The organism is Xenorhabdus ehlersii (assembly GCF_003610465.1).
Classification (GTDB): Bacteria; Pseudomonadota; Gammaproteobacteria; order Enterobacterales; family Enterobacteriaceae; genus Xenorhabdus; species Xenorhabdus ehlersii.
On the sequence record NZ_RAQI01000002.1, the window covers coordinates 467291 to 482416 of the forward strand.

Here is a 15126-nt window from a genome sequence, read left to right on the forward strand (position 1 = left end):
TTCTCCATGATTGTAAGGAAATGGAAATATATTTATTACAGTAATTATCTAGAGAGGTAACACTTGGTTAAATATTACTAATAAATTTATTAGCTCTATACCAGCCGGGAGTTCCATCATCAACAAGGTTCGATAAAATTGATTTATCAAAGTTATCAATATCAAAATTATCTTCTCTGATCACTTTATTAAGAATTCCCTCTATAGACCCTGTATCAGTAATTTTTTCGAAAAGCAGGTAATCATAGAAAAAAGCTAAAAATGATAATGAGTTATTAATGCTGATACTTTTTCTTAGTTCTGCTAATTTAGATAGCAAAATAGAATCAAGTTTTTGTAAATACTTCTCTTTTTGCTTTATTTCTATCAGTTCATACTGTTCTTCGTTAATTCTGAAAATTTTATATCTTCCCTTGGCATTATCAGGATATTTTTCTCTAATTTTCAGGAAATTATCTTCTTTATGTTCATCTTGATAATCTGTTGCAACTTTTTGGATCGGCCCTAAAAAGCAATGTATTTCCCAGTCACTGAGGACACTAAGAAAATCCCAGATATTACGCGGATCGTAAAAACGGAAAAATACAGGTTTATCCTGCTGAGGAAGTAATGCTTGCAGGTATTTACGTAAATGTTGTCGAACGGTTTTCATGTTCGCTTCACTGTGAACGAAAATCCCCCACGGGGTTCTACGGCACTCCAGCCAAATTTTAACTTTTTCATCAACTTGAACCAGATAAGGCGCAATTTTAACTAATTCTGGCTGGAGTGGTTCACCATAGAGGCAGGTGGAGGGGGGATCATAATGTTCGAGCATCAAAAATAGGTCAGGCTCTGCTGCGCCGTCGATAATAGCATAAAGGGTTTCCTGACTCATTCCTGATTCTCCTTATCTTTCATTGGGCAGTGGGCAACGAACATTGAGCCTTCACTTGCTGCTGCAAGTAAAATGGCAGGGTTAGCGGGTGCCAGTAAATCACCGGGACTACCGCCGGAGTTCAGATTAATAGACGGGCCTTTGATATCAATACCGCCTGCATGAAGCACAACAAAACTCCCGCCAACACGTAGGGTAAGTTTACTGCCACTTTGTAGTGTCAGATCCCCTTGCGCATCAATACTGACAATACCCTGAATCTTTTCTGCCAGATCGCCTTTAATTTGCAACGAGCGGTCACCGTCAATCTGCTCAAGATAGTTTCCTGTGGTTTTATGATCTTGTTGACCTTCGACTGTGATTTTACGATTGTTGGCGATAACCAATTCATCGTCATGCCCGATGCTGGTTGTACGGTCATAGTTAATGCGTTCGTCGCGTGAATTGAGCACCTTAATGGCGAGATTTTTTTGCGCATGAATAAAGATCTCTTCACGATCTTTCTCATCCTCAAAACGCAGTTCGTTAAACCCCTGGCCTTTATGCGTCTTCGAGCGGATTGACATCTGAGTTTTTGCCATCGGCAGGCGGTTTGGCGGAATATTATTGGCATGATATGCCCGCCCGACAATAATCGGCTGGTCGGGATCACCGTGTATAAAATCCACTAACACTTCGTGACCAATGCGGGGAATGGCAATCATCCCCATTAATTGACCTGCCCACGCTTGACTGACGCGTACCCAGCAGGAGCTTTGATCATTGAATTTACCGTATCTATCCCAGTCAAACTGAACCCGAACACGTCCGTGTTCATCACAAAAAATTTCCTCGCCCTCCGGTCCAACAACCGTGGCAATATGAGGGCCTTCCATTTTGGGTTTCGGATAGGGCGAAGGACGATAAGAATTTTTACGGCTGGTGAAAGTAAACTGATTGGAAAGCCAAGTGCCGCTGCCGCCGGACTGGGTTTCATCGGCTTGTGGTTGTTGCCCTGAATGAGTTATCTGAATTAATTGCCATTGATCATTAAAGGTTTCTTTGGGATGGTCTGTCAGGTCAACTAATTGCCCCGGCCACATGGCAAAACAGTCACCATTACCGTTACCAAGTTGAGTATCTCGGCGTAAATATTCCAGACGATACTGGCTTGCCCGTTGCCCTAATTCGTCATCTTTATAGCGGCTGGGAAAATCGTAATAGTTGTAGCTTTTCAGTATTCGTTGGTTGGCAAGGTTACGCCCTTCATACCAGAATTCTCGGTTCCAACGTGGATTTTTGAAAGTCCGGTCTTTGGCAGTGACATTGGTAACGCCAACCTGTTCTGACCAATTTAACTGCTGGATACAGGTCGTCGTGCCCGTCACATCAGTTTCTGGACGATAGGCCACACTGATAACCTGATTGAGAGACAGACAGGAATCGTGAAACATGATGTGCTGTTCATGTTGTTCCTGATCGAAAGTGAAGTAATAAAAAATGCCTTCATCAGCCAGTAAACGCTGAATAAAAGCCAAATCACTTTCATCATACTGAACGCAAAATTCCCGCGGTGGATGTTTGTAACCGAGCGCAAAGGAAATGTTTCGGACGCCATTTTCTTTGAGCAGGGTTTCGACGATATCCACAACGGATTGGTTCTGAAATATACGGCTATTCACCCGTAATGAGGCACGCCATAAAGGGGGATGAATGGTGATACGGTAGTGGCTGGTGTGACGTCCGGTAGAAAGTTGCGAAAATTGTGTCACCATGCCAGTGAGTTGTCGTTCAACTTTTCCATTGCGATGCACGGCAAAAGCTGCATTTTTGTCGAGAACATCGGCAAAGTCAATCTCTGGGCTTTTACAGGTTAAAGCTGCTTCCAACCGAAAAGGGGTTGATAACGCTTCATGCAGGGTAAAATCGACAACGGCAAAGGTTTGTTCAGGTAATTGTTCTGTAATGAGTGTAAATACCAAACCTGAGCGATCAACTAGTTGGGTCATTTTATCCATTATTTCACTCATATATTATCTCCATAATCTTTTATATATCAATTTGTTAGTTAACGCTGAATGATAATTGTAATTTTAAAAATTCAAATAATCATTAGGTCCTATTATTTTTAAAATTTCATTTTTTCATTTTAAATTATTTCATCTGTATATTTTTAAGCTACTCCAGTACCTGTATCTTTATTATCTGATTTTGTAAGGATTTTTTGGGTTATTGTTTTTTTAGGGCGCGCATTGTAATGCTCCTTATTTAACTCGCTGTTAGGAAATGGTGCTGGAATTGATTTTATATGAGGAATATTATTATCGACTTTCATATCACCTTCGAATGTTCCCGTTGCTTTACTCATCGCATTAATTTCACTCAAATCATTCCATGTTGCTTTGGGTTTCAATCCAGCACTGCCTAGGGCCTTCCATGTAAAATCAATGCAGCTATTCCAAGCTCCATTATAATTAAGGTCAAAATCAGGATTTTCTTTATCTTTGGCTAATTCACCATATTTACTTAATTTATTATAATGATCCTCTGTGATTTCTATCGTACGGCTAAAACGTGGGTTTTCATAATGTATTGTGTCTTTTTTAGTTACTACTCCAGGGCCTGTAATGCCTGATTTAATAGGTGCAAATCCGTAGGCGTCATTAACTTTCCCATCTGAAATTTCATACCACATATGCCCAGCAGCTGAGGTTACTCTTTTACCTTTATCAAAATGAGGAGTTCCATCATTTTTATTAAGAGGGGTTCCTGGATGTGCAGCATAAATGGTAACAGTATATTTTTTTTCTAAAGAACTAACCAAATTTTTTACAAATTCAGGCCTTGCTTGTGGAGGTGGGCACTCGGCACATGGCTTACCTGCTGCATAATTTATGTTTTGATTTGGATAAGCAATTCCATTAATTAATTTCCTTTTATTTTCTACTGAACGGCTGTTATCTTTAATGATATTTACTAATGATTTTTCGGTTGAATTTACTGGTATCATATTTATAAATCCTTTTATTTTATTGCATATTGCCTAATATAAATAAAATAATCTAACTCATCTATTTTGAATTCTGGTAAGTTAGCTAAAACTTCAACTTGCAAACGGTACTGGCCATATTTATAGTCATGATAAAAATCTACTAAATTAAATAAATTATCACCCCACCCGCCAGAATATAGAGTTATATTTGAGTGATTTTTTTCATATATTAAATCTTCTGTTAAATTATCATTAATTTTATATATTTTTATATTAAAAATAGGGTTATTTTTATTTTCGGAGATAGATCCTTTTACTTTGAAAATATCACTTATATAGAAACCAAGATCAGATTCTTTTCGTTTTTTGATATTCAACATTATTTGAGGTGATGGAGTGTTGGCGGGAAAAAGATAGAGAAGTTTAGGTGTCGGTTGGGGGACATTCCAAAACACCATTTCTACTTTTTCCCCTTTTTCATATAGTTTAATAGGAATTTCAATTGAGTGGTAATCGCCAATTGTAGTGGGTTTAGGATTTAAAAAAAAGTAAGGATCTTCTGTGGGGGGACGCATCCACTGGATTAGCATTACGATACCTGCCCCCAAAAAAGCAGCTAAAGTCAATAACATCGTTTTTTTCACCATATTTGTTCTTTCCATCCAGAAGCAAAGAAAATTTAGGATTCCGTGCCACAGTTAAATTAATAGCTACGATCTCATTACCTTTGAGAAGTGGAACCGACTAAAATCTGTTGTCCTATCAATGACAACTATTTATCCTAGGTATATATACAGAACAAGATATAACAGAATAATTTATCTATTCAAGTGTAAATAGAGACACATAAAGAAAATTGTGATTAACTTCTCTCCTTAAATAAAATCAGTTAATTACATCATTTAAATTTCATGTAACACAATAGATTCAAATTACACTGACGCGCTACGCTTGTCTTCTATGGGTTATCTGGCTAATGTATTAACCAGATAATCCATAGAATCTGAAAAATATTATTCCTGCCAGAAAAACTATTTTTCACAATCCTACCCTATTAAAGAATTAAAGATAAAACTGTTCACCCTGTTCACCTGTAAATATTTTTGTTTAAATTCAATTAATTAAATGATGATAACTTGAAACCAAACTCATCATTAGTCTTCATCCAACCCATCACCCTAAATCAGAAAAAGGGTGAATAGGGTTGAATACTCATGAACAGTTTAAAAACAACTATTAACCCTACAATGCTCTGAAATATCTGATTTAAATTATAGAGTGAATAGTGGTGAACACTTTTTTATATTTCTTTGAAAAATGTCTGTATAAGAAAAAATTATTCTTCTGGCGGGTCATTCCTTGTCAGTTTTGGCATCCATTCACTGGCCGTGTCGATATTCAGGTTCATATTGCTACGAATACCGTATTTACTTTTTTTGCGCAGGTAATGCTGTCCATATTCTGCCAGTGCGCCCGGCATATCCATGCCAAAGCGGGTTACGGAAATGGGTTTATTCAGGTTGTTGCCTTTCATATAGGCAAGGTAAGCGTGATAAAGGTACTTGCGGGGATTGAACGGCACAATCTCCGCATTGCCGATTAACAGGCCATCGGCTTCATCAGATGCAATCAGATAACCACAGAAATCGACTAGTGGATCTGTACCACGTTTGATATCCAGTGCTTCTTCTGATTTCTGTTGCTCTGCCAGTAAACGTCTTGCAGCTTGTGGTTCAGCGAACCTAAGCAGCAGGTGCCGAATAATCACGGGTAATTCGGTCGCGATTTTATCCCGCAGGAATGGGTCGCGTTCGTTTTCTGGCACGACTTCGGAAAAGTTGAAGATTACCCGACGCCGCGACACACCACCACTGCGATCACTGAAACTCATGGCGTTATTGTTCACTGCCAGCACCACAGCAGGAATACGGGTGGAATAGGGTTGTTTGTGCTTCGGGTCAATGGCAACTTCATCGCCACCTGTAATGGCCTTGATACCGGAGCCATCACCGACATAGCGAGTTTGGTCTGGTAGGATAATCAACGAATAGCCAACAATCAACGCCCGTTCCCGTGGGTTTTCCAGTGCGGCCATGCTGGCGGAAACAGTGTTGCCTTTACCTGCCAGCATCGAGCAGATTTCAGCAAAGATGCTTTTGCCACTGCCTCCGGCACCAGTGACTTCCAGAAAAAGCTGCCAATCGTAGCGATTCGCCAGCACCATAAACAGGGCTGCCAGTACTCGATTAAATTTGTTTTCACAATGGGCTGTTGTCCGATTCAGCCAGTGCCAGAACTGTGGCGCATGGTTTTTCAGGGTTTCCCCTGAAATGGGGGAATTGAATTCAACGTCATTAGCAAGTAGCAGCCAGTCACTTTTACGATGCGACCGAAACTGGCAGGTTTTCAGGTCAAACACACCATTATTGAATCCGATTAAATGGCGTTTTGGCGGTTGTATCATGGGAAGTTGTAATTTCAGGGCATCCACGGCAGAACTAATACCATGCGGTGAGTATGGTAGCTTTTCTTCCATAAAGGCAGCCACCATTTCCCGTTTTAAATCACGATCACTGACCGGACGCCAGACGATACCATCATAATGATGAACGCTTTCCGAAGCGCCATCCAGAGCCAAATTGCTGTCATAACGTGCCAGTAACACTTCCCCGCGCTGACTGGCTCCCATCTGGCATAATGTCAGTTTCGAAGGCTTGGTATCATTAGACTGAGTGGCTGATTTTTTCTTGACGGGTACGGGTTGATAGAGCTCTTGAGAAAAGGCCTGCTTTGCTGCATCAATGCCATGCTGCTGACGATAATCATCCCAATCAGCTTTGTATTCCGTTGGTGGCAAGGTAACCCAACCGTTCACTGCAAGGGCTGCTTTTTCTGCTGAGATCTTACCGATATTGACTTTGGGTTTGCCGTTCTTATCCAGTTCGTCGGGACTGTGCCAGTCATTATCGGCGGCGAAAATAATTTTTGTATCCAACCAGCGCTCCCGAACTGCTTGAGCGACAGATAGCAAATTACCTGCATCCAGTGCCGCCAGAACAGTACCTTTATAAAGTTGATTAACTGTGAACGCCGTGGCATAACCTTCGGTAATGATTACTGTGTCGGAGTGCTCTTCCAGCTCTGATACAGCAATAAATGCACCTTTCTTCTGGCTACCAAAGAGTAATTTTTTCTCGCCATTGGGCTTAATGATCTGTGCGCCTGTTACTTTTTTATCCAATGTTGTCAGTGTCAACACTATCGAATTATCGGACAGCAGCCGCTGACCAGGGCAATGCAGCCCTTTTGCGGTCAGATAGGGAGATTGCCCGGCGACAGTTTGCGCCATCAGTGCCGTCACTCTTTCAGCAATCGACTGTGTTGTTTGAATGCTTTCCCTATTTGGCTTGGGTTCTGGCAAAGGTAATGCCAGCGTATCCGCAATAACTTTTGCTGCTTCAAGAATCGAGATCCCTTTGGTTTTTGCCACTAAATCCAGCCCATCACCATAGTTTGGGGCGTCACATTGGCGACAATGCCAGTTGCCATGATGATGGTCGTCAATAAAGTGAAAACGGTCAGTACCACCGCAGACAGGGCAAGCGCCATGTTTCCCCTTTGCAGGAATGTCGATGCCGCATGCAGGCAGCAGATTTTCCCAATGGTACATAGCGGATCTTTTCACGGTCTGAATCAGATCGAGCGATTTTTGTCCATCTGTTTTATCTGAAGATGTAAATTTAGGGCGAGTTTGGTTATGCTGTGTATCAGCCATTATCGTTATCTCTCAACGGTTATTGGTCAGACGCCCTGTATGTGTTGCGAGCACTATGGGGCGTTGTTTTATTTGGTTACTAAAATTAAAATGGTCATTACCATGTAATTTAAAATATCCTTGGGTAATTACCATGTCAACACAAAAAGAAAAGCGTTCTCCCCAATACCAAATGAGATTGACGGAAGAATTCAGGCAACAACTTGAAGAACAGGCAAAAACCGATGGTGATGCTTCCCTTGCTACATGGATCAAGCGCGTACTTCGTAAAGAACTCCAATCACGTGGTATTGAACCCAAGGGTTGAACCAGCCGACAATTAGTCAGGAGGATAGCTCCCATGCCGCTATCCTTTTGCTGTTTAAATAATAATTGCAAGACTTGCATATCTCTTAATGAAAGAATGATCTGCATTGTGAACGAATGCACCAAAATTCAGGCCAGTACTCAATCAGGCACGAGACTCAGCAATCCGCTGATCCACCCAGCCATCAATTTCTGATTCAATAAATGCAACCGAACGAGGGCCAATTTTGACTTGCTTCGGAAATTTATCTTCTTTAATGAGCCTGTAGATCCATGCCTTGCTGTAGCCCGTTCTGCGCTGAACTTCTGGCAGGCGAATGAGACTTTCTTTAGATGTTGTCATTGTTGGCATGTATACCCCCTGTTATCGAGTCCTTGAAATGCCTTGGTAAACGTTATTTGATGACAGAGGATTATTTAAAAATTCTGTTTAATTGAAAGCGTAAACTCTTTATGCAATTCGTAAAATTAAATACGGGTTATTGAATGTATGAAAAATAGACTTGTGTGCCACGGGCACACAAGCATAAAGAATCATCAATACTGTGGCTATAATATCAAGATGAGTTAAATTCAATATATATAACGCATTGAATTTAATTAATATTTTATAATACTCCTTTATTGTGTAAAAAAACAACCTTAGTTGCCCCAGGCAACAAAGTTTAAAAAAACACCATATTTAATGGTTGCGATAACAAGATTAACTGTACGAAGGACAAAATAAAGAATTGACAAGATCAGAATGTGTGATTTTACCTGTTAATATATTGTCTGAAAAACAGGCTATGCTGGCACTGCCAGCAAAGGATAAAAAATCACCCTATGATGGTTGTTGTACTATAAATCGTGCAAAAAACAGACTCTGCTGGCAGTGCCAACAAAGTCTAAAAAAACATCATATACTCAGCACGTTATAGGTATTATTCAAGATTATTTCCGGCGTTTTTTTTGCAAAATCATACGGTGTGATATGTTTTTCCCGGTTTGCATCCAGATAATCCGCCCACCATTGCACCATCAACCGCCGTTCGTCCAGATGTTTAGAGGTGTGAATATAGGCGGCTCTGACGCTCTTTCTTTCCACATGGCTTAACTGGCGTTCGATGGCATCATCATTCCACAAGCCCGACTCTCCCATTGCACCACGAGCCATTGTTCGGAATCCATGCCCGCAAACATCGGTTTTGGTGTCGTATCCCATGCCACGAAGGGCATTGTTAACCGTGCTTTCACTCATGACCTTTTGTGGATCGTGATCGTTGGGAAACATGACTTCACAATCTCCGCTCAGCTTGCGTAATGATTTGAACAGAATGACAGCCTGATGACTCAACGGTACAATATGCTCCGTTTTCATTTTCATGCCCCGTTCAGAGAATTTAACCCCTTCAATGGCTTTTCTTGTGGCAGGGATTTTCCAGACTGCATTTTCAAGGTCGAGTTCTTCCCAACGCGCAAATCGCAGTTCACTGGAACGAACAAACGTTAATAACGTCAGTTCTACTGCAATGCGGGTGATTAAACGCCCATGATAGCGAGAAAGCCGGCTCAAAAATTCAGGTAAACGTTCGTGAGGCAGGGCGGGATGATGTTTAGATTTAACAGTGGAAAGTGCGCCAGCCATGTCATTAGCCGGGTTGGAATCAAGAATATCGTTCTGGACGGCATAACGCATGATGGAAGTGACACGTTGTTGTACTCGCTGGGCAATATCATGTTTGCCCTCGGCATCAACGGTTTTGATTGGCGCTAAAAGCTGGCTTGTCCGTAAAGTGGAAATATCCAGCCTGCCAATATGCGGGAAAATATAATGTTCGAGGCTGCGCATGATACGGTTGCCGTGATCTTCACTCCAACGTTTATTGCTGGCGTGCCAGTCACGGGCGACTTTTTCAAAGGTATGTTTTCCTTTTACCCCAGCATATGCGCCTTTTTTCTCAGCTTTGGGATCAATGCCCTGAGCAATCAGCTTTTTAGCTTCGTCTCGTCTGGCACGAGCATCGGCTAGAGAGACGGTAGGGTAGACACCAAAAGCTAATCGGTCTTCTTTTTTATCAGTGGGGCGATAGTACTTCATGCGCCAGTACTTAGAGCCGCGAGTAGTGATCTCCAAATAGAGACCGCCACCATCAGCAAGTTTATAGGTTTTTTCTTTGGGTTTTGCTGTTTCGATGAGTCGTGCGTTTAGTTTCATTATAAGGGGCACATTTAAAATAGAAGTGTAGGTGCCCCTGATTATGCCCCGCCGTGCACGTTGATTGCAACAGACTAGAGTAGACCCAAAAAGAAAAGACCTGATTGATTTATCAGGTCTTTCTAAGAATGAGTTTACTAGAGTAGACGTTAGTAAACTTATGTTTGGTGCCCAGAGCGGGACTTGAACCCGCACAGCCTTACAGCCGAGGGATTTTAAATCCCTTGTGTCTACCGATTTCACCACCTGGGCTGAATTTGGAGGCGCGTCCCGGAGTCGAACCGAGGTGGACGGATTTGCAATCCGCTGCATGGCCACTCTGCCAACGCGCCTTTTGGAGCGGGAAACGAGACTCGAACTCGCGACCCCGACCTTGGCAAGGTCGTGCTCTACCAACTGAGCTATTCCCGCCTTTCTTCGAACCTCTTGATTTACTTAACTTGTTTCGTAAACCTCATGTGCCGTTCGATGCGTTGCATTCTACTTACTTCACGAAATGAGTCAATACAATTATTTATAAAACTCGTTCGTTCGATGATTTTTGCGTCACTCGGATCAACTTTCACGCAAATCATCCCATGCAGCGCTCAAATATTGAAACATTGACCAGAATGTCAAGACCGCAGCAGCGTATAATAGGATGAATCCTCCCACTTCAAGTTCAATGCAAGGACGCCATAATAAGGCAACCAATGCCGCCATTTGTGCTGTAGTTTTTATTTTTCCCATCCAAGAAACAGCGACACTACTGCGTTTTCCCAATTCCGCCATCCACTCACGCAGAGAAGATATGATGATCTCACGAGCAATCATCGTCGCAGCAGGCAGAGTGATCCACCACGTATGGTAATGTTCTGCAATCAGTACCAGCGCAGTAGCCACCATAACTTTATCCGCCACCGGATCAAGAAATGCGCCAAAACGCGTCGTCTGTTTCCACAAACGGGCAAGAAAACCATCAAACCAATCTGTTGCAGCAGCAATAATAAAGATAATGGCACATAACATCGGTGCCCATTGAAATGGCAAGTAAAATGCCAAAACAAAGAATGGAATTAAGGCAATACGAAATAGGGTAAGCCATGTTGGAATATTTAATTGCATAATGCTTAGTAACTATCTGCCCAAGTTAAGTTTATCAGTATGGTGCATCAATACTTCTAGTGTTTCAACGCATTATAGATTTTTTCTGCCAATGCATAAGAGATAGAAGGCACTTTTGCGATCTCTTCTACACTTGCGTTGCGTAAAGGTTGTAATCCACCCATATATTTAAGTAACATTTGTCTACGTTTTGGCCCAATACCATCAATTGATTCCAATGTACTGGTCTTTTTCACTTTTTCCCGACGTTGACGATGCCCTGTAATGGCATGGTTGTGAGATTCATCACGAATATGTTGAATAACGTGTAACGCAGGTGAATCAGGAGGAAGTGCCGTCCCTTCTCCTTCCGCTTCAAAAAATAGAGTTTCTAACCCAACCTTACGATCACTACCTTTCGCAACGCCAATCAGCTTAGGATACTTTTTATTCCATTCAACCTCCAAAGAATCGAAAACTTCAATCGCACGTGCAAGCTGCCCTTTTCCACCGTCAATAAAAATAATGTCCGGGATTTTTGTCTGATCGATAGCTTTGCTATATCGACGACGCAAGACTTGATTCATCGCAGCATAATCATCTCCTGGAGTGATACCTGTAATATTATAGCGTCGGTATTCTGCACGAACCGGGCCATTAGCATCAAAAACAACACATGATGCAACAGTTTGTTCTCCCATCGTGTGACTGATGTCGAAACATTCCATACGTTGGATTTTTTCAAGGCCGACAAATGTGGTCAGTGATTCTAATCGCTGATGAATTGTCGATTGTTGGGAAAGTTTGGTAATCAAAGCTGTAGCGGCATTAGTACGTGCTAATTTTAAGTAACGCGCTCTGTCGCCTCTTGGCCGTGCCTGGATATAAATTTTTCTGCCCGATATTTCAGCAAGTGATTTTTCCAATAGTTCTTTTTCAGGTAATGCAAAATCCAATAAAATTTCTGTTGGCAACGTCCTGTTTTGACTTCCTTGGAGATAGAATTGACCAAGGAAAGTTTGCACTACTTCATCTAATTTCGTATCAGCCGGAATTTTAGGATAATAACTTCGGCTGCCCAATATCTTGCCCTGACGGATAAATAAGACATGCACACAAGCCATTCCCGCCTCAAAAGCGACGCTAATAACATCAAGATCATCACCTTCTCCGGAAACAAATTGTCGTTCCGTAACTTGCCGTACTGCTTGGATCTGATCGCGATAACGGGCAGCCTCTTCAAATTTAAGCTGTTGACTCGCTTTTTCCATTTTTGCAACCAGCTCATCCAATACTTGCTGATCTTTCCCCGCCAAAAACAAGCGGACGTATTCAACTTGCTGCTGATATTCTTCATCTGTTACAAACCCCTTAACACAAGGGGCCAGGCAACGCCCAATCTGATATTGCAAACAAGGTCTTGAACGATTGCGATACACATTGTCTTCACATTGGCGAATAGGAAATAGTTTCTGCAATAAAGCCAAAGTGTCACGTATTGCATGAGAATTGGGGAATGGGCCGAAGTATTCTCCTTTCGCATGCCTGGCTCCACGATATAAGGATAAACGGGGATGGATATTACTACTCAAGAAAATATAAGGATAAGATTTATCATCTCTCAGTAATACATTGTAGCGAGGCTGATACAGCTTGATGTAGTTATGTTCGAGCAGGAGCGCCTCTGTCTCTGTATGGGTAACGGTGACGTCTATCTGGACGATATTTTTCACTAATGATTCTGTTTTGCGACTACTAACTTGTGCCCTAAAATAGCTAGATAACCGTTTTTTTAGATCCTTAGCTTTACCAACATAGATCACTGTGCCAGTGATATCATACATGCGGTAGACGCCCGGCTGACTGGTAACTGTTTTTAAAAATGCATTTGAATTAAATAGTTCCGTCATGACTGATCACCCATCAAATCTTATTACCCACCGTGAGTTACCATATTCTGCGCATCAAGCAATCCACAGCGTATTGCCATATGGGTCAATTCTACATCACCTTTGATATTTAGTTTACTGAACATCCTATAGCGGTAACTATTCACTGTTTTTGGACTCAGATTAAGCAACTCAGAAATCTCATTAACTTTACGCCCCTGAGTTATCATTGTCATGATCTGCAATTCCCGCTCCGAAAGTTCATCCAACGGGTTTTCTTTTGGGGGTGATAACTGGTTGAGTGCCATCTGCTGGGCTATGTCCGGTGAAATGTAACGCTGGCCTGCATAAACAGCCCGAATTGCATTGATCATATCCTGAGGCGCTGCAGCCTTGCTCAAATATCCCCTAATCCCTGCTTGCATTACTTTTGTGGGCAAAGAACTTTCAGTATGGATAGTTAGCATAATCACTCGTGTATCAGGTGAATAACGGATGATTTTTTTAGCCGCCTCCAACCCTCCTATACCGGGCATTCCCATATCCATCATGACAATATCCGTGCTGTTTGATCTACACCATCTGACCGCATCTTCGCCACTACTGGCTTCTCCTACGACTTTTATCCCTTTTATATCATCAAGGACGCCTTTCACACCAATGCGCACCAGTTCATGGTCATCAACTAATAAAACATTAATCAAACAACATCTCCACTAACGTAATATCCACAATAATGATAAAATTAATAAACTCCAAAACAAAACGGACACGCTGAGTTTATCTTTATGATTTGCATAAGATAAATTGACAAAAGATAACATTCTCTCTCGAATGAGATCAAAACCTTTTGGATGAGATAACAGATTATACTAACATTAGTGCAAAACAGAAAGAAAATTGTTACATATCAATGAAATGAAATAAACATATAGCCAATTAATTTCATTTAATATTTTGTTAATAACATATCTCTATATTATTTATAGCAATCCATTTTAACCCAGAACAATATGAGGGTGTTACTTCCCCCATATTGCAGCGATTATTTAAATAAATTAAGGAGATCTGCTTTAGTCAGCATAGGGGTTTTTTCAACAAAGTTATAATACGCTGGCTTACTGTCCACATAAATTTGGCGAGATAATTTACCTGAATTACTATTCTCAAACAAAGCAACTGGGACATAATAAGCGCTTGGTTGATGCAGGTGGTAAAAAAGATGTGTGCCGCATCTGTTACAGAAAGCGCGCTCTGCCCATTCGGATGACGGATATGTTGAAATATTTTCAGCTCCCTCTATTTTTAGATCATCCTTACAGTCTACAGATAAAAATGGCCCCCCATTCCATTTTTGACACGTTTCACAATGGCATACGTGAATATCTTCAATGCGTTGATTGGTTTTCACACTCACCACACCACATAAACAATGACCTTTATTCATCATTTAACTCTCTATCTATAATAAATTTAAAGGGAAAAATTTTATATCTGAGATTGAATAAATCTACCACTATATTTCATCAAAATACCATATTCACTACAATGCCCCTCTAATTTTTAGCCATACAAATACGTTCTAGAAACTTCAAGTTATGGCTTGATAACAGGAAAATAAGTTATTTATTTTTCCACGTCTTCGTTATCCTCCTCCTCTTCATCATCATCTATGTGCCAGCTATGCAATATTCGGTGGACAAAAGGCGTCACCACCATACCTACTGCGATAAAAAAGATAGCCTGAAGGAATAGTCCATAAACGGCAGCAAAATATTTTCCCAGAGTACTGACTGGTTCAATATGCAAGTTTTGTGTCCCAATCATTGAAACTGAATTTAGTATTGCATCAGGAATAGCATGGCTTTCGATCAAGAAAAAACCCAGTACACCAGGAATAATACCGATCAGAAAGATAATGAATGCATGCAAAATAAAGCGCAGTATCCGTAAAAGAAATCGGTCAAAGCTAATTAATTTATCAGTAAATTTTTCCATACCAGATCTCCACTAATAAATTAGTTACCA

General features: G+C 41.1%; 13 protein-coding genes and 3 tRNA genes. 1 reads left to right on the top strand and 15 read right to left on the bottom strand.

The genetic code is table 11. The features are described from left to right. Nucleotides 1–67: 67 nt before the first annotated feature. From BDE27_RS08190 to BDE27_RS08210, 5 genes are all read right to left on the bottom strand, one after another. Complete coding sequence (locus tag BDE27_RS08190; RefSeq protein WP_099133543.1) at nt 68–877, bottom strand: DUF4123 domain-containing protein; 810 nt, start codon at nt 875–877, stop codon at nt 68–70. Then, nucleotides 874–2886 (bottom strand): type VI secretion system Vgr family protein, encoded by a 2013-nt coding sequence (locus BDE27_RS08195; protein ID WP_244208728.1) that lies wholly within the window; start codon nt 2884–2886, stop codon nt 874–876. The genes BDE27_RS08190 and BDE27_RS08195 overlap by 4 nt, the downstream gene beginning before the upstream one ends. A gap of 143 nt (nt 2887–3029) precedes the next feature. Further along, nucleotides 3030–3866 carry a hypothetical protein gene (locus BDE27_RS08200; protein ID WP_099133545.1) on the bottom strand — a complete coding sequence of 279 codons (837 nt, stop codon included), beginning with the start codon at nt 3864–3866 and terminating at the stop codon, nt 3030–3032. A 14-nt stretch (nt 3867–3880) separates the two neighbouring features. After that, entirely contained in the window at nt 3881–4495 is a 615-nt protein-coding gene (locus BDE27_RS08205) for a hypothetical protein (protein ID WP_099133547.1), read from the bottom strand. A 689-nt stretch (nt 4496–5184) separates the two neighbouring features. Further along, nucleotides 5185–7623 (bottom strand): toprim domain-containing protein, encoded by a 2439-nt coding sequence (locus BDE27_RS08210; RefSeq protein WP_099133548.1) that lies wholly within the window; start codon nt 7621–7623, stop codon nt 5185–5187. Between the two features lie 133 nt (nt 7624–7756). Here BDE27_RS08210 and BDE27_RS19415 point away from each other — a divergent pair, with 133 nt between their 5' ends. Next, nucleotides 7757–7930: a hypothetical protein gene (locus tag BDE27_RS19415; protein ID WP_167366726.1), complete on the top strand. Its 174-nt coding sequence runs from the start codon at nt 7757–7759 to the stop codon at nt 7928–7930. A 144-nt stretch (nt 7931–8074) separates the two neighbouring features. Here BDE27_RS19415 and BDE27_RS08215 read toward each other — a convergent pair whose 3' ends face one another. The 10 genes from BDE27_RS08215 to BDE27_RS08260 form a co-directional block, all read right to left on the bottom strand. Further along, nucleotides 8075–8281: a helix-turn-helix transcriptional regulator gene (locus tag BDE27_RS08215; protein WP_099133550.1), complete on the bottom strand. Its 207-nt coding sequence runs from the start codon at nt 8279–8281 to the stop codon at nt 8075–8077. Between the two features lie 546 nt (nt 8282–8827). After that, nucleotides 8828–10126, bottom strand: coding sequence for a tyrosine-type recombinase/integrase (locus BDE27_RS08220; RefSeq protein WP_120211337.1), 1299 nt, complete (start codon nt 10124–10126; stop codon nt 8828–8830). Between the two features lie 165 nt (nt 10127–10291). Further along, a tRNA-Leu gene (locus BDE27_RS08225) sits at nt 10292–10378 on the bottom strand. Nucleotides 10379–10384: 6 nt separating this feature from the next. Further along, nucleotides 10385–10458, bottom strand: a tRNA-Cys gene (locus BDE27_RS08230). A 3-nt stretch (nt 10459–10461) separates the two neighbouring features. Then, nucleotides 10462–10537: transfer RNA gene (locus BDE27_RS08235), tRNA-Gly, on the bottom strand. A gap of 144 nt (nt 10538–10681) precedes the next feature. Continuing rightward, the gene (gene pgsA, locus BDE27_RS08240; protein ID WP_099133554.1) at nt 10682–11230 is read right to left on the bottom strand and encodes a CDP-diacylglycerol--glycerol-3-phosphate 3-phosphatidyltransferase; all 549 of its coding nucleotides are present in this window, start codon (nt 11228–11230) and stop codon (nt 10682–10684) included. Nucleotides 11231–11286: 56 nt separating this feature from the next. Continuing rightward, entirely contained in the window at nt 11287–13119 is a 1833-nt protein-coding gene (uvrC, locus tag BDE27_RS08245; RefSeq protein ID WP_099133555.1) for an excinuclease ABC subunit UvrC, read from the bottom strand. Between the two features lie 23 nt (nt 13120–13142). Continuing rightward, nucleotides 13143–13802 (bottom strand): UvrY/SirA/GacA family response regulator transcription factor, encoded by a 660-nt coding sequence (uvrY, locus tag BDE27_RS08250; protein WP_099133557.1) that lies wholly within the window; start codon nt 13800–13802, stop codon nt 13143–13145. A gap of 341 nt (nt 13803–14143) precedes the next feature. Continuing rightward, on the bottom strand, nt 14144–14548 hold the full coding sequence (locus BDE27_RS08255) for a GFA family protein (protein WP_338066714.1): 405 nt from the start codon (nt 14546–14548) through the stop codon (nt 14144–14146). A gap of 176 nt (nt 14549–14724) precedes the next feature. After that, nucleotides 14725–15096, bottom strand: coding sequence for a hypothetical protein (locus BDE27_RS08260; protein ID WP_099133559.1), 372 nt, complete (start codon nt 15094–15096; stop codon nt 14725–14727). Between the last annotated feature and the right edge of the window lie 30 nt (nt 15097–15126).

Coding starts and splice junctions, on each gene's coding strand:
- BDE27_RS08190 (WP_099133543.1), bottom strand. CDS start 877: ATGAGTCAGGAAACCCTTTATGCTATTATCGACGGCGCAGCAGAGCCT.
- BDE27_RS08195 (WP_244208728.1), bottom strand. CDS start 2,886: ATGAGTGAAATAATGGATAAAATGACCCAACTAGTTGATCGCTCAGGT.
- BDE27_RS08200 (WP_099133545.1), bottom strand. CDS start 3,866: ATGATACCAGTAAATTCAACCGAAAAATCATTAGTAAATATCATTAAA.
- BDE27_RS08205 (WP_099133547.1), bottom strand. CDS start 4,495: ATGGTGAAAAAAACGATGTTATTGACTTTAGCTGCTTTTTTGGGGGCA.
- BDE27_RS08210 (WP_099133548.1), bottom strand. CDS start 7,623: ATGGCTGATACACAGCATAACCAAACTCGCCCTAAATTTACATCTTCA.
- BDE27_RS19415 (WP_167366726.1), top strand. CDS start 7,757: ATGTCAACACAAAAAGAAAAGCGTTCTCCCCAATACCAAATGAGATTG.
- BDE27_RS08215 (WP_099133550.1), bottom strand. CDS start 8,281: ATGCCAACAATGACAACATCTAAAGAAAGTCTCATTCGCCTGCCAGAA.
- BDE27_RS08220 (WP_120211337.1), bottom strand. CDS start 10,126: ATGAAACTAAACGCACGACTCATCGAAACAGCAAAACCCAAAGAAAAA.
- pgsA (WP_099133554.1), bottom strand. CDS start 11,230: ATGCAATTAAATATTCCAACATGGCTTACCCTATTTCGTATTGCCTTA.
- uvrC (WP_099133555.1), bottom strand. CDS start 13,119: ATGACGGAACTATTTAATTCAAATGCATTTTTAAAAACAGTTACCAGT.
- BDE27_RS08255 (WP_338066714.1), bottom strand. CDS start 14,548: ATGATGAATAAAGGTCATTGTTTATGTGGTGTGGTGAGTGTGAAAACC.
- BDE27_RS08260 (WP_099133559.1), bottom strand. CDS start 15,096: ATGGAAAAATTTACTGATAAATTAATTAGCTTTGACCGATTTCTTTTA.